The sequence below is a fragment of the Muriicola sp. E247 genome, assembly GCF_041358175.1.
In the GTDB taxonomy this organism is placed as follows: domain Bacteria; phylum Bacteroidota; class Bacteroidia; order Flavobacteriales; family Flavobacteriaceae; genus Muriicola.
The window spans coordinates 132,023-156,977 of sequence record NZ_JBGKBE010000008.1; the positions used below are offsets into that span (position 1 = coordinate 132,023).

General features: G+C 43.1%; 24 protein-coding genes and 1 riboswitch. Of the genes, 12 read left to right on the top strand and 12 right to left on the bottom strand.

Annotated elements, in window-relative coordinates:
* Positions 1-7: 7 nt before the first annotated feature.
* A complete protein-coding gene (gndA, locus tag ACA086_RS11970) occupies positions 8-1,420 on the bottom strand; it encodes an NADP-dependent phosphogluconate dehydrogenase (RefSeq protein ID WP_371003556.1) in 1,413 nt (470 codons plus the stop codon).
* A gap of 177 nt (positions 1,421-1,597) precedes the next feature.
* Between gndA and zwf the strand changes: the two genes are divergently transcribed.
* Complete coding sequence (gene zwf / locus ACA086_RS11975; RefSeq protein ID WP_371003557.1) at positions 1,598-3,130, top strand: glucose-6-phosphate dehydrogenase; 1,533 nt, start codon at positions 1,598-1,600, stop codon at positions 3,128-3,130.
* Positions 3,131-3,135: 5 nt separating this feature from the next.
* Positions 3,136-3,867 (top strand): 6-phosphogluconolactonase, encoded by a 732-nt coding sequence (gene pgl, locus ACA086_RS11980; protein WP_371003559.1) that lies wholly within the window; start codon positions 3,136-3,138, stop codon positions 3,865-3,867.
* Here the strand turns inward: pgl and rmuC are convergent.
* The 4 genes from rmuC to ACA086_RS12000 all read right to left on the bottom strand — a co-directional run bounded on the left by rmuC (position 3,851) and on the right by ACA086_RS12000 (position 8,292).
* Positions 3,851-5,203, bottom strand: coding sequence for a DNA recombination protein RmuC (rmuC, locus tag ACA086_RS11985; protein ID WP_371003560.1), 1,353 nt, complete (start codon positions 5,201-5,203; stop codon positions 3,851-3,853). The genes pgl and rmuC overlap by 17 nt on opposite strands.
* Before the next feature lie 61 nt (positions 5,204-5,264).
* On the bottom strand, positions 5,265-6,047 hold the full coding sequence (locus tag ACA086_RS11990) for an ABC transporter ATP-binding protein (protein WP_371003561.1): 783 nt from the start codon (positions 6,045-6,047) through the stop codon (positions 5,265-5,267).
* Positions 6,048-6,120: 73 nt separating this feature from the next.
* Positions 6,121-7,140 (bottom strand): FecCD family ABC transporter permease, encoded by a 1,020-nt coding sequence (locus tag ACA086_RS11995; RefSeq protein ID WP_371003562.1) that lies wholly within the window; start codon positions 7,138-7,140, stop codon positions 6,121-6,123.
* Positions 7,141-8,292, bottom strand: coding sequence for an ABC transporter substrate-binding protein (locus ACA086_RS12000; protein ID WP_371003563.1), 1,152 nt, complete (start codon positions 8,290-8,292; stop codon positions 7,141-7,143). It lies immediately after the preceding gene.
* Between the two features lie 69 nt (positions 8,293-8,361).
* Positions 8,362-8,572: riboswitch (cobalamin riboswitch) on the top strand.
* A 68-nt stretch (positions 8,573-8,640) separates the two neighbouring features.
* Here ACA086_RS12000 and ACA086_RS12005 point away from each other — a divergent pair.
* On the top strand, positions 8,641-10,506 hold the full coding sequence (locus ACA086_RS12005; RefSeq protein WP_371003564.1) for a TonB-dependent receptor plug domain-containing protein: 1,866 nt from the start codon (positions 8,641-8,643) through the stop codon (positions 10,504-10,506).
* 24 nt (positions 10,507-10,530) lie between these two features.
* Here the strand turns inward: ACA086_RS12005 and ACA086_RS12010 are convergent, their stop codons facing one another.
* On the bottom strand, positions 10,531-11,985 hold the full coding sequence (locus tag ACA086_RS12010; protein WP_371003565.1) for a S41 family peptidase: 1,455 nt from the start codon (positions 11,983-11,985) through the stop codon (positions 10,531-10,533).
* A gap of 223 nt (positions 11,986-12,208) precedes the next feature.
* On the opposite strand from ACA086_RS12010, the gene ACA086_RS12015 reads away from it, so the two are divergent.
* The 5 genes from ACA086_RS12015 to ACA086_RS12035 all read left to right on the top strand — a co-directional run bounded on the left by ACA086_RS12015 (position 12,209) and on the right by ACA086_RS12035 (position 15,246).
* The gene (locus ACA086_RS12015) at positions 12,209-12,718 is read left to right on the top strand and encodes an RNA polymerase sigma factor (protein ID WP_371003599.1); all 510 of its coding nucleotides are present in this window, start codon (positions 12,209-12,211) and stop codon (positions 12,716-12,718) included.
* On the top strand, positions 12,705-13,124 hold the full coding sequence (locus tag ACA086_RS12020; RefSeq protein WP_371003566.1) for a hypothetical protein: 420 nt from the start codon (positions 12,705-12,707) through the stop codon (positions 13,122-13,124). Before ACA086_RS12015 ends, ACA086_RS12020 begins: the two co-directional genes overlap by 14 nt.
* An 11-nt stretch (positions 13,125-13,135) precedes the next feature.
* On the top strand, positions 13,136-13,684 hold the full coding sequence (locus ACA086_RS12025) for a DUF4252 domain-containing protein (protein WP_371003567.1): 549 nt from the start codon (positions 13,136-13,138) through the stop codon (positions 13,682-13,684).
* A gap of 73 nt (positions 13,685-13,757) precedes the next feature.
* Positions 13,758-14,297 carry a DUF4252 domain-containing protein gene (locus tag ACA086_RS12030; protein ID WP_371003569.1) on the top strand — a complete coding sequence of 180 codons (540 nt, stop codon included), beginning with the start codon at positions 13,758-13,760 and terminating at the stop codon, positions 14,295-14,297.
* 133 nt (positions 14,298-14,430) lie between these two features.
* Positions 14,431-15,246 (top strand): mechanosensitive ion channel family protein, encoded by an 816-nt coding sequence (locus ACA086_RS12035; protein ID WP_371003570.1) that lies wholly within the window; start codon positions 14,431-14,433, stop codon positions 15,244-15,246.
* A gap of 46 nt (positions 15,247-15,292) precedes the next feature.
* On the opposite strand, the gene purB is transcribed toward ACA086_RS12035, so the two are convergent.
* Both purB and ACA086_RS12045 read right to left on the bottom strand, forming a co-directional pair.
* A complete protein-coding gene (gene purB / locus ACA086_RS12040) occupies positions 15,293-16,651 on the bottom strand; it encodes an adenylosuccinate lyase (RefSeq protein WP_371003571.1) in 1,359 nt (452 codons plus the stop codon).
* Positions 16,652-16,736: 85 nt separating this feature from the next.
* On the bottom strand, positions 16,737-17,423 hold the full coding sequence (locus ACA086_RS12045; protein ID WP_371003572.1) for an NAD-dependent deacylase: 687 nt from the start codon (positions 17,421-17,423) through the stop codon (positions 16,737-16,739).
* A gap of 44 nt (positions 17,424-17,467) precedes the next feature.
* Between ACA086_RS12045 and ACA086_RS12050 the strand changes: the two genes are divergently transcribed.
* Genes ACA086_RS12050 through ACA086_RS12060 form a run of 3 tightly spaced genes read left to right on the top strand, consistent with a single transcriptional unit; the run spans position 17,468 to position 19,086 of the window.
* Entirely contained in the window at positions 17,468-18,124 is a 657-nt protein-coding gene (locus tag ACA086_RS12050; protein ID WP_371003573.1) for a TrmH family RNA methyltransferase, read from the top strand.
* Positions 18,125-18,168: 44 nt separating this feature from the next.
* Entirely contained in the window at positions 18,169-18,696 is a 528-nt protein-coding gene (locus tag ACA086_RS12055; RefSeq protein WP_371003574.1) for an SRPBCC family protein, read from the top strand.
* 9 nt (positions 18,697-18,705) lie between these two features.
* Complete coding sequence (locus tag ACA086_RS12060) at positions 18,706-19,086, top strand: VOC family protein (protein WP_371003575.1); 381 nt, start codon at positions 18,706-18,708, stop codon at positions 19,084-19,086.
* A 102-nt stretch (positions 19,087-19,188) separates the two neighbouring features.
* Here the strand turns inward: ACA086_RS12060 and ACA086_RS12065 are convergent, their stop codons facing one another.
* The 4 genes from ACA086_RS12065 to ACA086_RS12080 form a co-directional block, all read right to left on the bottom strand.
* Positions 19,189-20,877: an alpha-amylase family glycosyl hydrolase gene (locus ACA086_RS12065; protein WP_371003576.1), complete on the bottom strand. Its 1,689-nt coding sequence runs from the start codon at positions 20,875-20,877 to the stop codon at positions 19,189-19,191.
* A 164-nt stretch (positions 20,878-21,041) separates the two neighbouring features.
* Positions 21,042-21,782 (bottom strand): carboxypeptidase-like regulatory domain-containing protein, encoded by a 741-nt coding sequence (locus ACA086_RS12070; RefSeq protein WP_371003600.1) that lies wholly within the window; start codon positions 21,780-21,782, stop codon positions 21,042-21,044.
* 110 nt (positions 21,783-21,892) lie between these two features.
* Complete coding sequence (locus tag ACA086_RS12075; RefSeq protein ID WP_371003577.1) at positions 21,893-23,659, bottom strand: DEAD/DEAH box helicase; 1,767 nt, start codon at positions 23,657-23,659, stop codon at positions 21,893-21,895.
* Positions 23,660-23,839: 180 nt separating this feature from the next.
* Positions 23,840-24,418, bottom strand: a complete 579-nt coding sequence (locus ACA086_RS12080; protein ID WP_371003578.1) for a non-canonical purine NTP diphosphatase — start codon at positions 24,416-24,418, stop codon at positions 23,840-23,842.
* A 75-nt stretch (positions 24,419-24,493) separates the two neighbouring features.
* Here ACA086_RS12080 and ACA086_RS12085 point away from each other — a divergent pair, with 75 nt between their 5' ends.
* A complete protein-coding gene (locus tag ACA086_RS12085; protein WP_371003579.1) occupies positions 24,494-24,946 on the top strand; it encodes an isoprenylcysteine carboxylmethyltransferase family protein in 453 nt (150 codons plus the stop codon).
* The last annotated feature ends 9 nt before the right edge of the window (positions 24,947-24,955 follow it).

Genomic DNA, 24,955 nt, shown 5'->3' on the forward strand with positions numbered 1-24,955 from the left:
TCAATTATCATCCCTCCCATTCCGTATGAAATGTACCTGATTTATCAGTGCGTTCATAGGTATGTGAGCCAAAGTAATCGCGCTGTGCCTGTATAAGGTTTAGCGGCAGGCGTCCGGAGGTATAAGCATCAAAATAAGTCAGTGAATTGGAAAGCCCTGGAAGTGGGATACCATTCTCGGCTCCATAAGCCACCAAAGTACGTACAGAGGAAATAGTTCCTTTGATCTCTTTTGAAAAAGAAGGATCGAGTAGCAAATTTGGCAAGTTGGGCTTTGCCTGATAGGCTTTGGTAATATCGGCCAGTAAACCTGCCCGGATAATACAACCTGCCCTCCAGATTTTGGCGATAGTGCCCAGATTCAGATTGTATTCGTACTCCTTAGAGGCTTCGGATAATTGGTGCAGGCCCTGAGCATAGGTAATTATAAAAGAAAAGTACAGGGCTTCTTCTGCCATTTTTGTCAACTTCTTTTTTTCTATCAAAATAGGTTTAGGTCTGTCATAGACTTCATCTGCTTTTACCCTGTCATTCTTTAGTGCGGAAATTTCTCGCATACTTACCGCGATATCGATACTTGGGACCGGAATCCCCAGATCCATGGCATTTTGTGAAGTCCATTTTCCCGTTCCTTTTTGTTTGGCCTTGTCGAGGATCTTATCGATTAGTTCACCGTCGCCGTGCTCATCATCCTGTGCCAGGATATCCGCAGTAATCTCTACCAGAAAAGACTGAAGTCGGCCCTTGTTCCACTGATCGAAAGCCTGATGCATTTCATGATTCGACATTTCCCCGGCTTTGCCAAGGAGGTCGTAAATTTCTGAAGTGAGTTGCATTAGGCCGTATTCGATACCATTGTGGACCATTTTCACGTAGTTCCCGGCCGATTTAGGTCCGAGGTAAGCCACGCAGGGTTCTCCCTTATATTTAGCCGAAACCGCTTCAAAAATAGGTTTCACTTCTTTGTAGGCATCACGTGAGCCTCCCGGCATGATGCTGGGACCTTTTCGGGCTCCCTTTGCGCCTCCTGATACCCCTGCTCCAAAAAAATGGATTCCTTTTTCCCTGAGATAGGCCTCCCTGCGATCTGTATCGGTAAAGAGGGAATTTCCACCATCAATTATAAGATCTCCTTTATCTAAATGTGGGAGGAGGTTTTCAATCACCTGATCTACAATTTTCCCAGCCGGGACCAGGAGCATGATTTTTCTGGGAAGTTGCAAAGCTCTGAGGAAAGTTTCCTGATCTGTACTGGCATTCACTTTTTCCAGACCTCCGCCTTCCTTTTTCAGGGCATCGACTTTCTCAGCATCAAGGTCAAACCCAAAGGCTTTAAATCCATTATCCGCGACATTGAGGATAAAGTTTCTTCCCATCACTCCCAGGCCTATCAAGCCAAAATCATATGTTTGTTGATTCATTATTCTAATTTATTATTTGCAAAACCACAGTCATTTTTACCCACAAACTACCCATCGATGGCAGGAAAATGCTGCTATATCGGGCGCTACAATCAAAAGTAATTGAAAATATTAACTTTTAGTACGTACTTTGGGCATTTAAAGAAGGAGGTCGTTCCTTCTTAATTTTGATAGAAAATGGACAGAACTGAAAGTCAAATGTTAATCATTTTCGGGGCCTCCGGTGATCTTACCGCCCGGAAACTAATCCCCGCCTTGTACCATCTGCATTGTGGAGGTCACCTCCCGAAAAAATTTCTCGTTTTGGGGGTAAGCAGATCTCCTTTGTCTGATGATGATTTCAGAGACAGGGTGGCTTATAATAGCAGCTATCTCAATGGGGGAGATAATGAAATTGATCCGGAGCAATTATCACATTTTGCTGATAAATTATTCTACCACGATATAGGGAATTCCTATGAAGATTCATATGAGTCTCTCGCTGATAGGATATACTCCCTCAACACAGAATTCAATACCTTACATAATTTTATCTTCTATTTATCTACGCCCCCGAGTATTTATGAGGTTATTGCCAAAAATCTTTCCGACCAGGGCCTTACACAGCAAAACAAAGGTTGGAAGCGTATGATCGTAGAAAAGCCATTTGGTTATGATCTCGCTTCCGCCAGGGAATTGAATAATAGCCTTCATCAATATTTTAATGAAGAGCAGATCTTCAGGATCGACCATTACCTGGGGAAAGAAACAGTACAGAATCTCCTGGTGACCCGCTTTGCCAATAGTATTTTTGAACCTCTGTGGAATAGAAATTACATTCAGCATGTCGAAATCACTAATGCCGAAAGTGTAGGGGTAGAGAAAAGAGGGGGATATTATGACAGTTCGGGTGCTTTACGCGATATGTTCCAGAATCATTTGTTGCAGATCGTTTCCCTTGTTGTAATGGAGCCCCCCATCGGCGCTAAGGCGGAGGAGATCAGGAATGAAAAGGTGAAGGCACTTAAGTCGATGAGGATATTATCAGACGACAAAAGTCTGAAGGAAAATACTATCAGGGGCCAGTATTTGTCGGCGGATATCAACGGAGAGAAAGTGAAAGGCTACAGGGAGGAAGATGGGGTAAACACTGATTCGACCACTGAGACATACGTAGCGATTAATTTTTTTGTGGATAACTGGCGATGGAAGGACGTCCCTTTTTATGTCAGGACTGCCAAGCGGATGCCTACAAAGGTGACCGAAATTGTCATTCATTTTAAACCCCCTCACCATAAGATATTTACTGATTCAGGGGTGTTCAACAAGGACAATAAGCTCATTATCAGAATACAACCCGACGAAGGTATCCTGATCAAATTTGGGGTAAAAGTACCCGGCCAGGGCTTTAAAGTAGAGCGGGCAAATCTGGATTTCTATTACGACAGCCTTGCTGAGACAAACCTTATGGCGGCCTATGAGAGATTACTTCTCGATGCCATGCAGGGCGATGCGACCCTCTATGCCCGTGCCGATGAGGTGGAAGCTGCATGGGAGTTTGTAGATCCCATCTTAAAGTATTGGAAAACAAGCAAAGAGGCCATGATCTACGGGTATTCTGCAGGTGTATGGGGCCCACAAAACGCGGATGATCTGTTAGAGGGTGACAACACCTGGCGAAATCCTGGTTCAAATCTGGCAGATGATCCCGGATTCTGTGTAATAAAATAAGGCAAATGGAACTGAATATTTACCCGACTAAAAATGAGGTAGCCATAGAATTTTGCATTTTTCTGGCCGAGTGGCTTAAGGATAAAAAAAGTGTACATATTGCGCTATCAGGGGGAAGTACACCCAAAATCATTTTTGAAGAACTTTCTATACCTGGAAAGTACGCCATCAACTGGAAAGAAGTACATCTTTACTGGGGCGATGAGCGATGTGTTCCTCCTGACGATGATCAGAGTAATTACAAGATGACCAAAGATTTCTTGTTGGATAACATCGATATCCCAGAGGATAACATCCATCGAATCCTCGGCGAAAACGATCCCAGGGAAGAGGCCCACCGCTATGGCCAAGAATTACAGCGTAATCTGCCTGTTCAGGACGGTATTCCAAAATTCGATATGGTCCTTCTCGGAATGGGGGAAGACGGCCATACGGCCTCTGTATTTCCCTATGAGATCCACTTGTGGGATTCAGATCAGAATTGTGAACTGGCTGTACATCCCGATTCGGGCCAGAAACGCATCACGATTACTGGAAGAATCATAAATCACAGCAAAAATGTCGTTTTTCTGGTTACCGGAGCCGCAAAGAAGGAAAAAGTCGCGGAAATTCTGGGTAAGAAAAGTAACTACAAGCAATATCCGGCAGCTCTTGTTCGTCCTCAAGATGGAAACTTATACTGGTTTCTCGATGAGGAAGCCGCCTCGGGCATCAGGAATCTTAATTCAGGTTCATAGGGGAGGGCTCTTCATTAAAGTCGTCTTCTTCAGCCCTCTTTAATATAGAATCAGGGAGGGATTTTTTCGCTTTGGCGCCCATTTTTTTCAGTTTTTGTATACTGGTAATGATATTGCCTCTTCCTTCAACCAATTTGTTCATAGCCCCCCGGTATTCGTTTTTCGCTTCATCCATTTTCTTCCCCACCTTGGTAAGATCGGTCACAAATCCTTCAAATTTGTCATATAGTGCTCCTGCCTGCCTCGCAATTTCTATAGCATTCCGCTGTTGTTTCTCATTATTCCACATAGTGTCTATGGTACGCAGGGTAGCCAGTAAAGTGGAAGGGGTTACGATCACTATATTCTTGTCAAAAGCATTGTTGTAGAGGCTTGAGTCTTTGTTGATAGCTGCGGAAAACGCCGTTTCAATAGGCACGAACATCAGTACAAAGTCGGGACTTTCCATGTCGTACAGGTCCTCGTATTTTTTAGCCGATAACTGTTCTACGTGTTTCTTAAGTGAAGTTATATGATCTTTGAGATACTTCTCCTGTTCTTCTTCCTCTGCATTAACAAATCGCTCATAGTCGGTTAATGAAACCTTGGAATCAATGACCATTTTTTTACTATCAGGCAGATTGATGACCACATCGGGGAGTACCCGACTGCCGTCTTTCCTGGTAAAACTTTGTTGAACAGTGTATTCCCGGTCTTTTTCCAGGCCAGATTTTTCCAGCACACGTTCCAGAACAAGTTCTCCCCAATTCCCCTGCATTTTACTATCTCCTTTCAGTGCTTTGGTAAGGTTTTCGGCTTCTTTTGTGATTTTAAGGTTCTGATTCTGCAGGTTGAGCAACTGTTCCCTCAGGGCGGAATGGATACTTATGTTTTCTTTCTGACTCTCTTCAACCTTTTTTTCAAACAACAGTATCTTTTCCTGCAGCGGATTCAGGATATGCTTTATATTTTTCTGATTCTGTTCGGTAAATTTCAGACTTTTTTCATCCAGGATCTTATTGGCCAGATTCTCAAACTCCTTTGTAAATTTTTCCTGTAATTGTTCTACCTCTTCTTTTTGTTCTCCCAGTTTTTGTCTCAGATTTTCCAGATCGGCTTCATTTCTGGTGATCTGTTGTGAAAGGCTGGTATTCTCTGTTCGCAGTTCTTCTGTGGCAGATCTCTCATTGTTAAGTCGAGTTTCCAATTCTTCCCGACTTCCTCTGAGTTGCCTTTCCCTTTCTTCCAAGGTGCTCTGGATCGACTTTCTTTTTAATTGTTCGATATAATTTCCGAGGAAAAACCCCAGAACTCCCACCAGAAGTGCAACAGCCACTATGGTAATCTCCGTACTCATCTCGTCATCAATTTAAAGTAAAGATAGGGGTTCTGACTTAAAATTCTGCAGGGAAACACCCTCAGTTTTTGATCTTAAAAGTCCCGGTTCCGGGATCAAAATGAATAAGATCAGAAGGGAATAGATTCTGAAAATTCTTATTTTCTATATGTTCACAGGGAGAGCCGAAAAAATAATCAGAAGAATCAAGGATCAACATCTTGTCGCAAAGCTGAATGGCAAGGTCGATCTCGTGAGTAGTGTAGATTACCGTTTTATCGAATTCACGGGCAATTTGTTTCATGGTCTTCAGAACCTGCACTTTGTGGTATAGGTCGAGATGTGTAGTGGGTTCATCGAGCATCATAATAGGGGTGTCCTGAGCCAGGGCCCTTGCGATGAGTACTTTCTGCAACTGCCCATCACTCAGCTCATAACACTTTCGATGTTCGAGAGATTCAAGACCTATAGTCCGGATAGCATTGTGAATTGCTTTCTTATCGTTTTCGGTGAGACTCCCCAACCAATTGGTGTATGGTTGCCGACCCAGGGAGATAAGCTCAGAAACTGTCAGATTTTTAGTTGCCAGGGGTTCGGTTAGAACAATACTAAGACTGGCAGCCAGCTGCTGAGTTGGAATCGATTCCATCCGCTGGCCATCAATTAATACTTCCCCTGATAATTTTTCCTGAACTCCGGCCAGGGTTCTCAACAGGGTTGATTTACCAATCCCGTTAGCCCCCACAATAGCAACAAACTCTCCTTTCTTTAAATAAAAATTCAGATTTTGAGCTACCTGCAATGGCTTCCCTTTTTTACCGGGGTAACCGATACTCAAATTTTGAATTTCGAGGGTTTTAGTCATTTCTGGAAATAGGATTTCAAAGTTAGCTATTCTGTTATTAAAAATCGTGAAACACTGCCAGGGTGCCTGATACCTAAAAGATCATATTGCGTTTTCTCAACAACAACCAGATCACCACAGGAGCACCGATTATAGAGGTGATGGCATTGATAGGGAGTACATAGGAAGAAGAAGGAAGCTGGGCAATGGTGTCACAGATCAGTAGCAGAATACCTCCATAGAGCATTACCCCGGGAATGAGAACCTTATGGTCTGTTGTATTCAACAATTGCCTGGTGAGATGGGGAACTGCCAGGCCTATAAACGCAATTGGTCCGGCAAATGCGGTAACCGATCCTGCAAGAAGTCCGGTAGCGACAATGATAAGGTTACGCGACCTGCCAATCTTTACCCCAAGGCTACGGGCGTAATTTTCTCCCAGGAGAAGGGCATTGAGCGACTTCACAGTTCCAAAGCTCAGAAGAAATCCGACACTTATAATGGATGCCAGGATCAGGACCTGACTGTTACTTAGGTTTCCTACAGTCCCAAAGGTCCAGAAGATATATTGCTGAAGTTCGTCTGCCCTCGCGAAATAGGATAATACTGTTACTACTGCCGCTGTTATGCTTGCAAACATCAGTCCGATGATCAACAAGGCCATAGTATCTTTTACTTTCCTGGCGATAGCTACCACAATAAGAAGGACCAGAATACTTCCCAGGCTGGATGCAATGGAGAGTGAAAAATCGTTTACCAGGGAGTAGCCCATAGTGAATAATCCGCCACCCATTATTAGTAAGGCGGCACCCAAACTGGCTCCGGAGCTGATACCCAGAACAAAAGGTCCGGCCAGGGGATTTCGGAAAAGGGTTTGCATCAGAAGTCCGCTCAGGGAAAGCCCACTACCCACAAGAATTGCAGTAAATGCTTTGGGAATTCGGTAATCCCAGATGATATATCCATAAGAATCATTGGAGTTTCCAAAACCAAAAAGTTCATTGATAGTTGCTGAAAGGGGGATGTCGACAGAACCAAAGCTGATGTTCATACCAAAACACAGGACCAACAAAACGGCCAGCAGGAAGAATTGATATGGAATCTTTTTTTTCAACTATTGTAAGGGCTTGAAAAAGTACAGGCTATGGTTGGGTAATAGCTCCGGGTGAAAGATATGGATAAGGTCTTTTAAGATCAAATCGGGACGGTTGGGGCCCAGTTCAAAAAAGGTGAGTCCACCTGTCTCCCCTTTACTCAGAGCATAGGTAAATATTTTTTGTTTTCTGAAGGGATTAAACTGCCGATAATGACGATTGGCCTGTTCCATTTCCTCGTATGTTGTGAATTGGGAAGGAGAGATCCATATATCGGCTTCCGATGCCTTTGACAGAACACTTTCCAGGCTTAAGGACAGACTTCCTACTTCTTCAGTATCTTCCCAGAGGTAGCTGCCATTTGCATCACGGATAAACTGCGCTGCCCAGCTTTTCCCTCCAGGGACATACCAAACATCTTTGTAAAGGGCCCCACTCATTACGGTTGGCGAATTTTCTGCTTTAAGAGCAAGATCTCTGGCCTGTAAGTAAGCCTCGGAAATAGAATAAAAAAGCGCATTCGCCTTTCCTTCTAACTGGAAAAAAGGGGCAAAAAACTTAATCCATTCCGCCTTTCCCAAAGGAGTTTGTTCTGTCCAATCCCCATTGTAAACAACAGGGATACCAGCCCTTTCCAGTGTTTCATAGGCTTTGTTTTCGGAGGAAATACTAAAACCAACAACGAGATCGGGTTGAAGTTTTAGGGTCATTTCAGTATTAATTGTCTCATTATTCCCCAGGTTCACTACTGCCCCTTCTGAAATTCTTTTTCTTGTAAATTCAGAAGATATATAATCTGTTCCCGGAAAGCCTATGAGTCGGTTAGCCACCCCCAGTACTTCCAGGGCGGGGATATGAGTCGTTGAGGTCACGACGATTCGATCTACAGGTACCGGTACAACGGCATCGTATTTTTCGTAATCTATAGAGACGTTAGAAAGGCTGTCCCTGTTTACCAGGGCATAAGTAAAGGGTTTAGAGGCATTGGGCCAGGGCTGAAGTACCTTTAGCACAGTAATCCCGTCATCGCTACTTTGTAATTGAAATCCTTTGGCAAAATGAACCGCGGAATTAATGTTTTCGGAAGGGGTGTTATTACTCTGACCAGTATCGGAGGATTTCCCTCTGCAACCCAGCAGGCATAATAGTACCAGACATAGATAGATTCTCATGGATAGCATATCATATGCCTCAAAAGTAAGCTTTATAGTCCTTTGCCAAAAGGATTGGAGAATTTGATTATCTTCACCCCGAATTTAGGTGATCAGCCATCAATGGCTGGTATTAAAAGGGAATCTGGTGTGAATCCGGAACTGTACCCGCAACTGTAAGCTCAGTAGCTCCGTAAAAGGCAGCTATGTTTAACTTCTCTTCAATTGCCACTGTCCTCAGGATGGGAAGGTAGGGGTTAAAACGCAAGTCAGGAGACCTGCCAGATTCGAAAAACGATGTATAACTTTCGGGATAAAAGTTTTCGTATGTAACCTCATACGCGATTCCGAGTATAGGAAGAGAACAAATTGAAAAAATATTTTTGGAGTACCGGTATTCTAATGAGTATCGGACTGGCCGGTTGGGCACAGGTAGCAACTTCGGACACCTTAAAAATAAGGGAACTGGAGGAGGTGGTCGTCAGCGACACCCGATTCCCCATTAGGAGGGAAAATTCAGGTAAGACCGTAATCAGAATTGGTGCTGAAGAACTGAGCCGTAATCAGGGAAGATCCTTGCCTGAACTGATAAATACTAAAAGCGGGATTGAGATTTCGGGAAGCAGGGGCAGGGCCGGGGAAATACTTGGCACCTTTGTACGTGGAGGAAGGGGCCGGCAGGTTATTGTGTTGATAGACGGGATAAGAGTCTCGGACCCATCTTCATTTTCCCAGGAATTTGATCTTCGACTTCTACCTCTCTCCAACATTGCCTCGGTGGAAATCATCAAAGGCGCTTCAAGCACGCTCTATGGTGCAAATGCCGCAACTGCCGTGATCAATATCAGCACAAAAGAGGCTCCGCTGAGAGGAATATCAGGGAATTTTCAATCTTCTATGGGTAGCAATCAGTCTGTTACTGATCAGAAATACCAGCTGAACGCATTTGAAAATTCTGCCAGGATAGCCGGTACTTCAGGGAGATGGGACTATTCCCTGGGGTTTGGGCAACGATATATGGACGGGCTGTCTTCCATTATTACCGAGACTGATGAACCCGACCCGTTTTCTGCCATTAATATGGATATAAAACTAGGTATTAGGATCAGTGACAGATTAAAAACAAGGATCTATGCCAGTGAGGCCAAAGTGAAAACTTCTTATGATGAATCATTTGGTCTAATGGATGCTCCTTATGAATTTCAAAGCAATCAACATCGAATAGGCGCCAATACCGTCTACGCTTATAAGTCGGGTTCAACCCATGTAAATCTGGCGTATGCCACCTACGATTCTGAAAATATCAGTGCCTTTCCAGGAGTATTTAAAGGGCAAAATGTGATCGGAGACGTATTTAATAAATATCAAATCGGAAATCTCAGGACGATCGCAGGGATCAATTATAATCTGGAGCGGACAGAATTTGAAGAGAAGAAAGACTTTAATTTTACCGATCCATATCTTTCTCTGGTATACCTAAGTAAGCAGGGATTTCAGCTTGCTACCGGTGGTAGATTAAATCTCCATTCGGAATACGGCTCACAATTCGTTTACAATATCAACCCAAGCTTTACTTTCAAAAAAGAGCAGGGGTACATAAAATTGATGGGGAGCTACGCTACGGCCTATATTACCCCCTCACTGACGCAGCTTTTTGGCCAATTTGGAGCAAATCCCGATCTCAGACCTGAATCTAACCAGACACTGGAATTGGGTCTGGAATACGCCTCTTCCCAAAATCTTAGGTTGAGTTCTGTATTTTTTACCAGACGGGAAGAGGACTTTGTATTTTTTGACAATTCGGCCTTCCAGTACAGCAATGCGACAAATACCATCAATGCCACAGGCCTTGAACTGGAAGTAAACTGGCAGCCGGTAGAAAAACTGTCTTTCGAAGTGAATTATACGTTTACTGAACGCAAAGGAGATGCCGCGATAAGAATTCCAAAACACAAACTATTTGCCGGACTGGGGTTGCAATTCTCCGAGGCCCTGTATTTTTCCCTCAATTACGCCTATACCGGAACGAGGTTGGATACCGATTTTAATACGTTTGAAGAGGTAGGCCTGGAACCCTTCAGCCTGGTAGGATTGTATTCGAGCTATAGACTTATACCCGATAAGCTGACAGTCTTTGTCAGGGGGGAGAATTTGTTAAATGAATCCTTTACAGAGGTTATCGGATTTAATACAAGGGGAAGAAATATCCACCTGGGCTTTTCCCTGAATTTATAAAGGCACTGAAGACTGCAACAGGACTTATTTTTGTTCTATCCCCGAAGGTACACCTCCGATCATCACATCTCTGACAGGATCAAACGTATCCGAATCAGCAAAGGCCTTTGCAGGCATCCTGACCGTAAAATCCCGTTTTCCGCTTACTCCGGTAATATCCTCTATGGCACGGGCAAGAAGGGGTTCATTGATGTCTCCGAGGGCACCGAGATTGAGTACGTCTTCTTCAAGTTCTATTTCCGGAACGAGTCCTGTAGTAAAATCAGAAAATCCAACCGAGTTCTCATACCGGCCGCAAAGCATCTGAATGGCCCAGGAATTATTGGGGTTGATAAAAGATTCCCTGGCCGGATCATAGGTATAGGGAAAATTATTGCCGGGATCATCGACCATGGTAAGCGAGAATTCATTTTTCCCGGTGGTGGTGGTACCTACCTGAATAACATTCATATAAGGATCGAGACCATTGATCAATAATTCACTGGCGGATGCAGATCTCTCGGTTGTAAGCACGTAAATCCTGCTCAAGCCCAATGAATTAATGGCTTCCCCTCCTTCTATCTGATTAATAAAATTTTCCTCCAGGGAAGACGCACTGAAACCGGCTTGTCGTTTTGGATTCCAACGTTGTTTTACAAAAAGCTCATTGGTATTTGTACCATAGATCATACTTGCCAGGGCTACAGCAGATGAAACCCTGCCTCCTGGATTATATCTGAGGTCAAGAACCAGTTCGGTGATTCCCTGAGCTTGTAATTGGCCAAAGGCGGCATTGAGTTCGTCTTCAAAACCATCTGTAAACCTCCTGTAAAATATATAACCAATTTTAGTACCATTAACGTCTAACGTATTGGTAATGTAGACTGGGTTTTCCTGAAAATTCTCTTCTTTTGTAAGCATTACCTCCAGGCCGTTTGGGGTAAATTCATCATTGACATAATCGGCCATGGAAAGCGTATAAGTATCATTCTCTCCGAAAAGCAAGTCTATATAGTTGTTTGTATCCAGACGTTGTCCATCGACTTCGGTAAAATAATTACCTCTGAAAATCTGCTTGGATGCCGCATCTGAATCCGGAATTATATATCTTACATATCCCACGAGCAAATCACCTTCCAGCAATATCAGCCCGAAATTCAGCCCATTGTTTTTTGTGATACCAGAAAGTATTTTAGTGAACTCTTCATAGTCAGGGCTATAGAAGGTAAATCGATCTTCTGTAAAACGCAGTTGATTGTCAAAAAAATCACCGGCATCTGCATCAGACTCCAAAAAGGCTGTATACTCCTCATCACTGGCAAAGCGGTCGTCTGCCAGGTTGGGTACGTCATCCTGCCAGAAATACCAATAATTAGATGCTTTCCACATGAAATCCTGGGATGCTAGATCCTGAGGGGGAGAAAAGATGTTATCATCGTCCTTGCTGCATCCAATGAACAATAAAGCCGTCCACAGGAGTAAGATTAAATTCTTTTTCATTTTCTTTTTTTTTAAGCAATACTTATTCCAACACAGTTTGTACCTAAGGCATTTTCTTACCTTAGGGGATTACTGGCATTATCATGTGTAGGGAAGGTTACTAGCAGCTAAAATAAAGAGATATTGGCGAAGAAAAAAAGAATTGTAACAAAATTCGATATAGGTCGTCTAGCTATTGTAACACGGCAGGAAAATGCTCAATACAACAACCGATCAACCTATAATGACACAAAGTGAGTTTTTAAATGTGGTAATGCCCTTTAAAGACAAGCTATACAGGCTTGCCAAGAGGTTACTGGTGTCCTCGGAGGAGGCTGAAGATGCAACTCAGGAGATACTGTTGAAATTGTGGTCAAAGAAAAAGAGGATTGGAACCTATCGCAATGTAGAGGCTTTTGCGATGACGATGACTAAGAATTTTTGTCTTGACCGGCTGAAATCGAAACAATCGGCGAATCTGAAACTGGTACACAGTAATTATGCCGACAATAGTAGCTCATTGCAGAATGAGGTGGAAACACACGACAGTGTGGAATGGGTGGGTAAGATCATGGAGACATTGCCCGATCAGCAGAAAATGGTGCTGCAACTGAGGGACATAGAAGCCTATAGTTATGAAGAAATATCTGAAATGCTGGATATGAAACCGACAGCAGTGAGAGTAGCCTTATCCAGAGCACGTAAGGCCGTAAGAGAAAAATTAGTAGAAAAACACAGCTATGGAATTAGTTAGAATAGAAAAGTTAATAGAGAAGTATTTCGAGGCCCGAACCACGGAGGTCGAGGAGCTTGAATTAAGGGAGTTTTTTACCGGAGATGGCGTAGAGCCACATCTGGAACAATATCGACCGATGTTCACTTACTTCTCAAATGCCAAACAGGAGCGATATACGCAGCAGGTTCCATTAAAACCTAGAAGAAACGTATATAAGTGGATTTCCGTTGCAGCGGTAGTCGTTTTAGTAGCTGGCATATTTTTTGGAAGGCAGTATCAGGAGCAAAAAGAAGCTGAATACGCCTATCTCCAGACTAAAAAGGCCCTTGGGTTACTGGCTGCAAATCTGGACCGTGGCACACAAAAAGTGGCCTATTTGAATGAATTTGAAGAAACAAAAGAAAAAATTTACAAAAACAATTAAAAAACAACAGAATGAAAAAGTATGTCTTAATAATCGCTTTAGCCTTATTACCCTTTGCAGGCTTCTCACAGTCGATCTTTGATAAATTTGAGGATATGGACGAGGTGAGTTCGGTAATCGTCAACAAAAACATGTTCGATCTCCTGGTAAAAATGGATGTCAACGTGGATGAACCCGAAGCCAGGGAGGCCATGGAGATTGCAAAAAGTCTGAATGGCTTAAAGGTCTTTGTTACCGAAAACAAGGGGATATCTGCTGATATGAAGTCAACGGTAGACCGATATCTAAAAAATGCTTCTCTTGAAGAACTCATGAGGGTAAAGGACAAAGACGCCAATGTAAAGTTCTATATCCGCAAGGGGAAGGACGAGGATCACGTAAGTGAACTCCTGATGTTCGTCACCGGTATAAAAAATGCCGATGTTGAAATTAACGACCGCAAGATTGAAACGGTATTACTCACCCTCACCGGAGATATTGATCTTACGAAAATCGGGGCGTTAACCAAGAAAATGAACCTCCCTAAGGAGTTGAATCAGATAGAGAAACAAAAAAAATAACCGAGTGAGTAAAGCTGCGGGCCTGCTGACAGAGCGGGTCTGCATCTTTGTTCCTTAAAGAAGCAAAAGCACCATGAAAAAATTACATACAATCCTTCCGATTATTGGACTGTTCCTGTTATTAGGTTGTTCTTCAACTCAGAGCCTGCAGGAGTATTACGTAGACAGTGCAGAGAATCCTAATTTTATTTCTCTTGACCTGCCTGCGAGTATTTTAAACCTCGATGAAGTGGATCTTTCAGAAGAACAACGCAACGCGGTGGAATCCTTGAGGAAACTGAATATCCTGGCTTTTAGAAAGACAGCTTCGAATGCAGCGGAATATGAAGTGGAAAAGGGGAAGGTAAATGCCATCATGAAAAATTCAGAGTTTAAAGAATTGATGAAGCTGAACTCTTCCTATGGGAAAGGATTTGTAAAATATCTGGGGGAAGATGATGCCATTGATGAAGTAATCATATATGGAAACAGTAACGAGAAGGGATTTGCCCTGGTTCGTGTTTTGGGAAATGATATGAATCCGGCACATCTGGTTCAGTTAATGCAAGCTATCCAAAAATCTGATTACAAGGGAGAAGGACTTGGAGAAATAGGTCAGTTTCTTAAAGGATAGTAATATCCCCACTAATACATTCAACCTGCTCCGGCAATGCCTGGAGCAGGTTTTTTTGTTACATAATGTCTTCGCTTGTTTTTGAACTGTAATTCATATATTCCCGGATGCATTAAACCTAATTTAAAATTTAATGGAAAAAGCAGAAGAGTGGTTCAAATACGCGATTGAACTGGCTAAGGAATTTGGTCCTAAACTGATCACGGCGATCATTATCTATATTGTTGGGGCCTGGATAATTAAAAAAGTAATAGGCACCTCCAGGAAAATGATGTCAAGGAGTAAGTACGACGAATCTTTACAACGTTTTTTACTCAATTTGGTCTCGTGGATCCTGAAGGTATTCCTGATTTTATTGGTTATTTCCCAACTTGGGGTGGATGTTACAACTTTTGCAGCGGTCATTGCAGCCGCTGGGCTTGCAATTGGTTTAGCCTTGCAGGGATCCCTGGGTAATTTTGCCGGTGGAGTGCTGATTATGATATTTAAACCCTATAGAATAGGTGATCTTATAGAGGCGCAGGGAGTATTGGGAACAGTTAAGGAAATAGAGATTTTCACAACCAAGTTAGTTACTCCTCAAAATAAATTGGCGATTGTACCTAATGGAGCCATGGCGAATGGGAATATCATTAATTATACAGCAGAAGGGAAAATACGGGTAGACACCACTGTAGGAATTGGTTATGGAGAAGACATTAAGAAAGCAAAAGATGTGTTACTCGAGGTTTTAACGTCCAACCCATTAGTACTAGAGGAGCCTGCTCCTTCTGTGAATGTATCAGAACTGGGAGATAGCTCTGTTAACTTAGCGGTGAGGCCTTATTGTAAACCAGAGGATTACTGGTCCGTATTTTTTGCAGCTGTAGAAGGGTCAAAACTAGCCTTGGATAAGGCAGGAATAGAGATTCCTTATCCACACCAGGTTAATATTCGCAAAGAGGAGTAATATCCTGAGTTTGCGAAGAATTAAACACCCGTCAGTTTCCGGGTTTTCATATTCCGGTATAATTGGTGGGAGTTATTTCCTTTAATTCCTGCTTGATAGTTTCGGAGACCTTAAGGGTATCTATAAAGTTAGCAATAGCTTCCCGGTTAATTTTTGAATTTGTCCTTGTAAGCCCTTTTAGTGCTTCATAGGGGTTGGGATAGCCTTCGCGTCTCAGGATCGTCTGAATGGCCTCTGCCACCACTGCCCAGTTGTTTTCCAGGTCTGATTCAATCTTCTCCGCATTGAGCAACAGTTTTCCAAACCCTTTTAAGGTGGATTGCATTGCGATCAGCGTATGTGCAAGGGGAACCCCGATATTCCTCAAAACTGTACTATCTGTTAAATCGCGTTGTAGCCTGGAAACCGGTAATTTGGAAGAGAGATGTTCAAAAATCGCATTTGCCAGCCCTAAATTCCCCTCCGCATTCTCAAAGTCGATAGGATTTACCTTATGTGGCATGGCCGATGAGCCTACTTCCCCTTTTTTGATCTGCTGTTTAAAGTAATCCATGGAAATATAGGTCCAGAGGTCCCTGTTGAGGTCGATCAGAATCGTATTGATCCGTTTCAGGCAGTCGAACAACGAAGCCATATGATCATAATGTTCTATCTGAGTGGTGGGAAAAGAATGGTGGAGTCCTAATTCTCCTTCCACAAAGGATTTTCCAAAGGCTCTCCAGTCCATTTCCCGATAGGCCACCTTATGGGCGTTGAAATTTCCGGTAGCACCTCCAAATTTACTGGCGTGAGGAATCATTTCCAGAAATTTTAATTGCTCCTTTAACCGTGTGGCAAAGACTTCAAATTCTTTTCCAAGTCGGGTTGGAGAAGCTGCCTGTCCATGGGTTCGGGCCAGCATAGGAACTTTTGCCCACTCCTGTGCTTTGTGCTCAATTGCCTTGAGAAGTTCGCTGCATTGGGGCATATACACTTCTTTCACTGCTTCCTTCAGCGATAAGGGAATTGCCGTATTGTTGATGTCCTGTGAGGTCAGTCCAAAATGTATAAATTCTTTGTATTCGGATAAACCCAGGGAATCGAATTTTGATTTAATAAAATATTCGACTGCCTTCACATCGTGATTTGTGGTGCGTTCTATCTCTTTGATCTCAAGAGCATCCGCTGTATTAAAGGAACTGTAAATTTCTCTGAGTTCTTCGTATTTTGAGGAAGCTAAAGATTGCAATTGTGGCAGGGGAATTCGGCAAAGGGCGATAAAATATTCTATCTCAACGCGTACTCGGTATTTCATCAGGGCTTCCTCTGAAAAATATGAAATCAGGGGGAGTACTTTATTTTTATAACGTCCGTCAACCGGGGAAATCGCTTGTATTTCTGTAGAGATATTAGTGTTTGAGCTCATAGGTAAAGGAAAGGGCAAAGATAGCCATAAGTTTTTAGTTTTTAGGGGGGGTGATTGGGTATCAGACCGAGGAATTGCCTGATATTTATTGCAAGAGTGAAGAGACCAGTTCAGGGACTCCTTCTGAGGCTTTTTGGGCAATCAAATAAAGGTTGAGTTCTCCTGAATTTGTCAGCGATGGTCTGGGATCTACAAAGTAGATGGGTATACCGGGTCTGGCATAATACATCAATGAGGCTGCAGGATACACCTGGAGGGAAGTCCCCACGATGATGAGGATCTCGGCCTGAGAAGTGAGTTCTGCTGCATGTGGAAGGAGAGGTACCTCTTCCCCAAACCAGACAATATGGGGCCTAAGCTGATTTCCCAAGTCACAGCAATCTCCGAGATTAAGGTCTTTTCTCCAGTCGTATACAGTGTAGGGAGGGACTGTGCTCCTCGCTTTAAACAATTCTCCATGCAGATGGAGCACATTTTGACTCCCTGCCCTTTCGTGCAGATCGTCTACATTTTGGGTAATAATCTGTACTTCAAATTTTTCCTCCAGTTCTACAAGTGCTTTATGTCCGTCATTTGGCTGAACCTCAAGTAATTGCCGCCTTCTTTCATTATAAAATTCTAAGACCAGTTCGGGGTGTGCCCTGAACCCCTGTGGGGAAGCAACTTCCATTACATCGTGGCCTTCCCAGAGTCCGTCTGCATCCCGAAACGTCTTTAAGCCACTATCTGCACTCATCCCTGCCCCTGTAAGCACAGCCACCTTTTTCTTCATCTCTGCTCTTTTACCTAAAGATACGTTTTTCTTATATTCGATCTATGGAGGATCCCAACCTGATCAACTATCTGGAGACCTTCGTTTCCGGTAAGCGCCTTCAGCGATTTGAGGAGGTGTTGAATTTGCGTACCAGATATATTACCGTGGTTATGGAAGATATATACCACCTCCACAATGCCAGTGCAGTTATAAGATCTGCAGATATTTTTGGGATTCAGGATGTGTACATCATCGAACAAAGGTTTTCTGACAGGCTGGATAAAAAAATTGCACTTGGGGCAGAAAAATGGACCGATATTCATCGCTATGGCGGAACAAAAGAATGTATCGATAACTTAAGAGCAAAAGGATATAAGATTTTTGTGACGACACCCAGGAGTGATGCCTGTACCCTGGATCAGATCTCAGTAAACCAGAAGATGGCTATTGTTTTCGGAGCAGAAAAAGAGGGGGTATCAGAAAGTGCCCTTGCAGCTGCTGATGAACAAATTCACATACCTATGGTGGGTTTTACCGAAAGTCTTAATGTTTCTGTTGCTGCAGCTATTGTGCTGTATCAGATGACCAAAAAATTGCGTTCCTCAGAGCATAACTGGAAACTTCAGGAGGAGGAAAAAGCTAAAATCAGGCTCGAATGGATTAAGAAATCTATCAAGAATATCGACAAAATACTAGCGCGTTACCAGGAAGGGATATAGAAAGATTTTGTACCTTACCTTGTAACTAACTAATTGATAAACATATGTATACTGCACTCTATATTGTATTGGTATTGGTAGCTGTTATTCTGATACTTGCCCTTATCGCTCCCAAATCTTATGATGTGAATCGCTCTGTGGTGATTTCAAAACCGAGAAACGAAGTATTTGATTACCTCAAATACCTTAAAAATATGGACCACTGGTCTCCATGGGCGAAAAAAGATCCTAATATGGAAAAAAAATTCACGGGAACCGATGGGGAAGTAGGTGCAATAAGTTATTGGAATGGAAATAAGGAAGTAGGAGAAGGAGAACAGGAGATCACGAATATCGTTCCGGGGGAACGTATCGATGGAGAACTTCGTTTTATGAAACCCTGGAAGTCCCAATCAGATTGTTACCTGGTGCTTGAAGATACAGATGGGAAAGACACTAAAGTCACATGGGGCTTTAAAGGAAAGAACAAATTTCCCATGAGTATCATGATGCTTTTTATGAGCATGGACAAAATGGTGGGGAAAGATTTTGAAGAAGGATTATCCTCCTTAAAAACACAACTGGAAAATTAAAGAAATCAAATGGAATCAAATATGATTGGATGGTTTGAGATTCCGGTTACGGATATGGATCGGGCCAGGAAATTCTATGAAACAGTATTTGGTATTAAAATAGAAGTTGAAAATTTCCACGGTCTCAAGATGGGGCTATTTCCCTTTGCCGAAGGGAAGCAGGGTGCCTCCGGGGCTTTAGTGAGTCACCCCGATTTCTACAGGCCCAGTGAAACTGAAGGTCCGTTGCTATATTTTTCAAGCAGGGATGTGAAAGAGCAGGTCGATAAAATCGAAGGAGCAGGGGGGAAGGTACTTCAGCCCAAAAAGATGATCAGTGAAGATGTGGGGTATATGGCATTATTTGTAGATACTGAAGGCAACCGACTCGCCTTGCATTCCAGGCAGTAATTATCTCAATAGTAAGAAATAGTTTCGCCTGTCTCTGTCTATGGCCATATTTTATTCTGGATTCCCTTATCAGGAATTAAATCATCTGTATCCGTAGAGTATTTATTTGGCCAGTTCCAGAAGCGCCACAGAAAAGGGATTATCCAGAGTGACTTTGCCTTTCTTCACTTCTACGGTGGTCTCAGAATAAGTGTCGTACAGTTGGGTTCCATCCCCGAAAAACCCTTTTACCCATAGCGATTTTTTCCCTTTGGGCAGGTCGAGGCCAACTACTACCTTATCCTTGTAGTCACCATCCGTATAGGTTCTGCTAAAGACATAGGGTTTCTTTGCCAGCCTTTTGTGTCTGCCAGCACCAACAGCGGGATGCCGGTTTCTGAACTTGCCTAATTTTTGCCAATGGGTAAGTACTTCCCTGGTCTTCAAACTATCCAGTTCATTCCAATTCATAAAAGATCTCAGGGTGGCATCGCCTACTGTACCTTCAATAGTAAGGTCCCTAGCTGTTTCGTCACCGTAATATACTTGTGAAGTCCCAGGGGTAAGCAGTAAGACGTTCGCCGAATAAAATGGTTTTTTCCTTTCCTTATCAAAGGGACTTCCATCGTCATGTGAGGTCAGGTAATTCATGACACTTGCTCCTTTTAATTTGGAGTGAAGCAGGGAATTGTACTTTCTAAAAATTTGCTCATAACTCTTTTGGGCATCTGTCTTGAGTTCAAAGTTGATCAGGCTATTAAATCCGTGAGCAAAATAATCTACCTTTTTATCCCCAAAATCAAACTCCCTGCCCCCTGATATTCCGTAGTTATACACTTCGCCAACCATATAAAAGGGAGTGTCATCCAAAACCCGGTCCTGGTGTTTCTTTTTCCAGTTTTCAAAAGCATAAGAGGCTTCTTTGTACAATTCTGCCCAGGCTTTTTCATCGGCGTGTTTCACTGTATCTACCCTAAAACCGTCAATCCCAAGGTCATTTACATAGTCGGTCAGCCATTTAATAATATAGAATCGAGGTGCTCTGGGATAGCCGGTTCTGTCAAAGAAAAGCTGTAACTCATCGAGTTCCATACTCAGTCGGCCTTCTTCCTTCCATTTGGCAAGAAGGGTATCTGGCAGATCCACAGGGGTATCTGCAGCTGTCCTGATATCCGGAAGGTTTTCAACCAGGGTACAGGCCGTGGTAGTTTCGTAGTTTTCAAAGGTACATTTAGGTTCGGTAATCACCCATTCAGCAGGCCATGCCGGATCTTTTTCCGTTACTGGCCCTGTGTGATTTAACACTACATCCATCAGGATCCTTATCCCTTTTTCATGGGCTTTCCTGACCATGATTTCCAGGTCCTTCCGGGTTCCGAAATTAGGGTCGAGTGCCGTCCAGTCCTTCGTCCAATACCCGTGATAGGCATAAGTGTTTCCAGTACCTTCGTCAGTATCTCCATGTACCTGTTCCACAACAGGGGTAAACCAAATCGCGTTGATACCCAGATCCGTAAAATATCCTTCTTCAATTTTCTGAGTAATCCCCTGGATGTCTCCACCCATAAATCCTCTTAGGGGTCCTGTTTCATTAGTTCTCTCGTAGTTGATGTCGTTTTCTGGGTTTCCGTTGTTAAAACGATCTGTGAGGAGAAAATATACATTGGCAGCTTCCCAGCGAAATGGAACGACCTCTTCTTTTGTGTCAGCCGCAACCTCTTCCCGGAGGGCGGTCTTGTCGGTAGTGTCAGATTTAGGTTTACAGGAAACCATCAGGCTGACGAAACAGACTAAGGCCAGTAATTTTTTCATGAAGCAGTATTTGAGGAAGACCCTTCGCACACATCAGATCCATAAAAAAGGGTAATACCCGGCGGTTCTGATAGTTTGAAAAGGCTTTTTTTATTTTGCCTAAAACTATAAAATGATCTTGGATTAGGAAAATTTATTTAAGGTCCTATATTGAAAGAAGATTCCTAATTTTTCCTGTTCAGAACCTTGTATTCCTCATAACAACTGCTGATGGCATCGAGAATTTGAAGATCGTTGGCGGTAGTTATAAAGGATTTGGAAAAATTACAATTGGATAGAATATCCTCAATATCCACTTTTTCAAGTTGCAGGAGTTCGGTAAGTGTTTCCCGGTCGAATTTGGAAGCCAAAAGGTCTCTGATCTCGTCATCCTCCTTAATCAGACGGAGTTTCCTCATCTGGTTGGGCCTTTTCCCAAACAGATTCCTGAGCAGGTCCGCCGGATTCAGTATGGCACCCAGAACCTTTGTCACGGCACTTGGGTTTTTGTTTCCGGCCTCATAGCTTTTGGAAAGCCCTGAAATACTGTATTGATAGGCAGTATTGATCGGCAGGTTTTTTACGTCGATTTCGAGATAGCCTGTGAGTTGATAAGGCCGCACGATCACTTCCTCAAGAGCATATGCCAGCTCGGTAAGGGCAATCTCGGTATCCATGAATTTAAACATGTCATTGGTGACCCTTATTTTTTGAGATTTAAAGCCCAGATAGGAAAAATACAGGGTATCATTGACGGCAGCCTGAATGGTAAATTCACCTTCGGCATTGGTAATCGTTCCTTTCACCTGATTGAGGTTGACCACATGGACACTTTCCAGGGCCTCATTGGTCTGTGCATTCACCACACGAGCTTTGAACTCCTGTAAAACTACCTCAGAGGGCGGTTCCTGAGCGAAGATCAGCATACTGCCCAAAAGGAATAAAAATGAAAAGTGTTTAATTTTCAGAACCATTCTTAATATCGCGAATAAACCAAAAAAACCTGTTTAATAAAGTCCTTTTAATATAGAATTAACTAATAAAAGCCATCCCGTTTTTTACTTCTTCTTTTCCCGCTTCTCTGTCCTCCGCTTTTCTTGTGGGAGCGATCTTTATAATCACTCTTTCTTTTGTCTTTATTCCTGCGCCTTCCTTTGTCCTTTCCTTTACGGCCTCCGCCTTCTGGACTTTTGGACACTTCAACATTTACGAATCTGCCATCCACTTTAAAGTCCTTGAATGTATTGAGGATCTGATCTGTTAAGGCAGCATCCGTATTAAAAAAAGAAAAGCTGTCCTTCACATCCACCCGATACACATCATCTTTCCCAACACTGAGCGTGTCTTTGAGGAAATCTTTTAAAGACATCCAGTCGTAACCGTCCCTTTCCCCTACATTAATAAAATAGCGAACTGAGCCATTGTCACTAAAATTACCTCCCCTTGAGTCGGAAGCGGTTTTACCCTGCCCGGAACTATCGCTGCTATTGAGGTCTTTCACCTTACTGTAGTAAGCATAGAATCGGGTAAACTCTACGGAAACAATTTTTTTTATCAGCTCCTCACGATCAATTCCCTCCAGAACGTCGTGTATCGCGGGAAGATAATTGTCAACGGCATTATTGATTTTAGTATCCCTTATTTTGCTGGCAAGATGATACAATTGTATTTCACAGATCTCCATTCCTGATGGTATCTGTTTAGCATCAAATTTCTGTTTGATGATATTTTCAATGGTTTTGATCTTCCTCAGTTCACTTCTGGTGATAATCACCATAGAAATTCCGGATTTTCCTGCTCTTCCGGTTCTTCCACTTCTATGAGTATATGTTTCGATCTCGTCGGGAAGTTGATAGTTGATGACATGAGAAATATCATCTACATCAATGCCCCTGGCAGCTACGTCTGTCGCTACCAGCATTTGAATTTGCTTTTTCCTGAAAGAGTTCATGACCAGGTCTCGCTGGTTCTGACTCAGATCGCCGTGAAGGGCCCCGGCATTGTAGCCGTCCTCGATGAGTTTTTCGGCAACTCGCTGTGTATCCCGCTTTGTCCTGCAAAATACTACCGAGAAAATCCCCGGATTAGCATCCGCAAGGCGTTTAAGCGCCTCGTATCGATCCCTGCCACCTACCACGTAGTATTCGTGCTGAACGGTATCCACACCCGAATTTTTTGCCCCCACCGTAACTTCTTTGGGCTGATGCATAAACTTTTTGGCGATTGTGGCAACCTCTTTGGGCATAGTAGCCGAAAACAACCAGGTCGATTTCTCTTTGGGAGTGGTTGACAAAATGTCCTTAATATCCTCATAAAAGCCCATATTGAGCATCTCATCAGCTTCATCGAGAATACAATAGTCTATCTTACTGATATCGATCATACCCCGACCTATCATATCTTTCATCCTTCCGGGAGTTGCTACTATGATCTGAGCACCTCTCTTGATTTGCCTGGCCTGGTCCGTTATACTCGCACCCCCGTAAATGGCCACAATATTCAGGCCTTTTACATATTTGGAATAGAGTTGCATTTCATTGGTGATCTGAAGACAGAGTTCACGTGTCGGGGATAGGATTACACCCTGAGTGGTCCTGCTTTCACTTTCAATTTTCTGAATTAAAGGAAAACCAAAGGCAGCAGTCTTCCCTGTGCCCGTCTGTGCCAAGGCAACCAGATCGGCTTCATCTTCTAATAAAATGGGAATTGTTTTTTCCTGGACTTCGGAAGGAGTTTCAAATCCGAGATCCTCAATAGCTTGCAGTAGGGCATTGTTGAGCCCCAGCGCTTTAAATGAATTCATTGTATGTTATTTTACGTAATCGCAAATATGGATGTTGCATAGAGCGATAATCGAAATAACTTTTTGATCCTCAGCGCAACACATGCTATACCAGCGGCTATAATTAAGCGGCAAAGGTACTGCTATTTATTGATTCGCAGTGAGATATGTGTTTAATTATAGCAAATAGTGCTGAGCCAGTTAGCTCTGGGTTTTGAGTGACTCCAGTAATTTGGCTAATGCCCTGGCTCTGTGACTGATCTTATTCTTTTCCTGAAGCGAAAGTTCTGCAAAGGTCCGCTCAAATCCTTCCGGCTGGAAAATCGGATCATATCCAAATCCATTTGTTCCCCTGGGGGATCTGGTGATCAGGCCCTTAACTACACCCCGGAATACCCGGGTTTCATTTTCCAGACAAAGGGCGATTACCGTGGTAAACTGAGCTCTTCTGTCTTGTTGATCTTTCATCTCCTCCAGAAGTTTGGCAATATTCGCCTCTTCATTTTTCGGCTCTCCGGCATAGCGTGCAGAATACACCCCTGGCGCCCCATTAAGAGCGACCACTTCCAGGCCCGTGTCATCGGCAAAGCAGGAAAGTCCAAATTTATTCTGAACAAAGGAGGCTTTGATAATTGCATTGCCTTCCAAAGTGGGTGCCGTTTCTGGAATTTCTTCAACACAGCCTATATCGCTCAAGGTCCTGAGTTCTATATGGGGAGGTAATTCCGGGAGAATTTCCTTTGCTTTGTTCAGGTTATGGGTGGCAAATACCAATTCCATTGAATACTTATATCTAGTGATTGATCAGAATGCGGCCAAAAATAGTAATTTTGATTTCCTCAAGGAATTCACGCTATGAAAATAAAGCTGCCGCCCGCAATCATTTTTGTATTTACTGGCTTGCTGATGTACCTTCTGGCTACTTTCCTTCCTGTGGGCTATTTTGATTTCTTTGGCCGGCGCCTTTTGATGAAGGTCCTTGCCGGTTTGGGGGTGGTCATAGCTTTTATAGCCATATTTCAGTTCCTGAGAGCTCGTACAACGGCCGATCCTATAAACCCTTCAAAGGCAAATAAGCTTGTGACCGGCGGGTTGTATTCCTTTTCGAGGAACCCTATGTACCTGGCCATGTTGCTTATTCTTTTGGCTTGGGGTTTAGCCCTGGGGAATGCTTTTAACACGCTTTTGGCGGCAGGTTTTGTTTCTGTGATGAACAGATTCCAGATAAAGCGTGAAGAGGTAGCACTTCTGGAGAAATTCGGAAAGGAATACGCTCAGTACTGTATAAAAGTAAGACGCTGGTTTTAAAAACTTCGC

What these genes read in the sequence shown, in the direction of transcription:
- gndA (WP_371003556.1), bottom strand. Translation starts at nt 1,420, where the DNA reads ATGAATCAACAAACATATGATTTTGGCTTGATAGGCCTGGGAGTGATG.
- zwf (WP_371003557.1), top strand. Translation starts at nt 1,598, where the DNA reads ATGGACAGAACTGAAAGTCAAATGTTAATCATTTTCGGGGCCTCCGGT.
- pgl (WP_371003559.1), top strand. Translation starts at nt 3,136, where the DNA reads ATGGAACTGAATATTTACCCGACTAAAAATGAGGTAGCCATAGAATTT.
- rmuC (WP_371003560.1), bottom strand. Translation starts at nt 5,203, where the DNA reads ATGAGTACGGAGATTACCATAGTGGCTGTTGCACTTCTGGTGGGAGTT.
- ACA086_RS11990 (WP_371003561.1), bottom strand. Translation starts at nt 6,047, where the DNA reads ATGACTAAAACCCTCGAAATTCAAAATTTGAGTATCGGTTACCCCGGT.
- ACA086_RS12000 (WP_371003563.1), bottom strand. Translation starts at nt 8,292, where the DNA reads ATGAGAATCTATCTATGTCTGGTACTATTATGCCTGCTGGGTTGCAGA.
- ACA086_RS12010 (WP_371003565.1), bottom strand. Translation starts at nt 11,985, where the DNA reads ATGAAAAAGAATTTAATCTTACTCCTGTGGACGGCTTTATTGTTCATT.
- ACA086_RS12015 (WP_371003599.1), top strand. Translation starts at nt 12,209, where the DNA reads ATGACACAAAGTGAGTTTTTAAATGTGGTAATGCCCTTTAAAGACAAG.
- ACA086_RS12020 (WP_371003566.1), top strand. Translation starts at nt 12,705, where the DNA reads ATGGAATTAGTTAGAATAGAAAAGTTAATAGAGAAGTATTTCGAGGCC.
- ACA086_RS12025 (WP_371003567.1), top strand. Translation starts at nt 13,136, where the DNA reads ATGAAAAAGTATGTCTTAATAATCGCTTTAGCCTTATTACCCTTTGCA.
- ACA086_RS12030 (WP_371003569.1), top strand. Translation starts at nt 13,758, where the DNA reads ATGAAAAAATTACATACAATCCTTCCGATTATTGGACTGTTCCTGTTA.
- ACA086_RS12035 (WP_371003570.1), top strand. Translation starts at nt 14,431, where the DNA reads ATGGAAAAAGCAGAAGAGTGGTTCAAATACGCGATTGAACTGGCTAAG.
- purB (WP_371003571.1), bottom strand. Translation starts at nt 16,651, where the DNA reads ATGAGCTCAAACACTAATATCTCTACAGAAATACAAGCGATTTCCCCG.
- ACA086_RS12045 (WP_371003572.1), bottom strand. Translation starts at nt 17,423, where the DNA reads ATGAAGAAAAAGGTGGCTGTGCTTACAGGGGCAGGGATGAGTGCAGAT.
- ACA086_RS12050 (WP_371003573.1), top strand. Translation starts at nt 17,468, where the DNA reads ATGGAGGATCCCAACCTGATCAACTATCTGGAGACCTTCGTTTCCGGT.
- ACA086_RS12055 (WP_371003574.1), top strand. Translation starts at nt 18,169, where the DNA reads ATGTATACTGCACTCTATATTGTATTGGTATTGGTAGCTGTTATTCTG.
- ACA086_RS12060 (WP_371003575.1), top strand. Translation starts at nt 18,706, where the DNA reads ATGGAATCAAATATGATTGGATGGTTTGAGATTCCGGTTACGGATATG.
- ACA086_RS12065 (WP_371003576.1), bottom strand. Translation starts at nt 20,877, where the DNA reads ATGAAAAAATTACTGGCCTTAGTCTGTTTCGTCAGCCTGATGGTTTCC.
- ACA086_RS12070 (WP_371003600.1), bottom strand. Translation starts at nt 21,782, where the DNA reads ATGCTGATCTTCGCTCAGGAACCGCCCTCTGAGGTAGTTTTACAGGAG.
- ACA086_RS12075 (WP_371003577.1), bottom strand. Translation starts at nt 23,659, where the DNA reads ATGAATTCATTTAAAGCGCTGGGGCTCAACAATGCCCTACTGCAAGCT.
- ACA086_RS12080 (WP_371003578.1), bottom strand. Translation starts at nt 24,418, where the DNA reads ATGGAATTGGTATTTGCCACCCATAACCTGAACAAAGCAAAGGAAATT.
- ACA086_RS12085 (WP_371003579.1), top strand. Translation starts at nt 24,494, where the DNA reads ATGAAAATAAAGCTGCCGCCCGCAATCATTTTTGTATTTACTGGCTTG.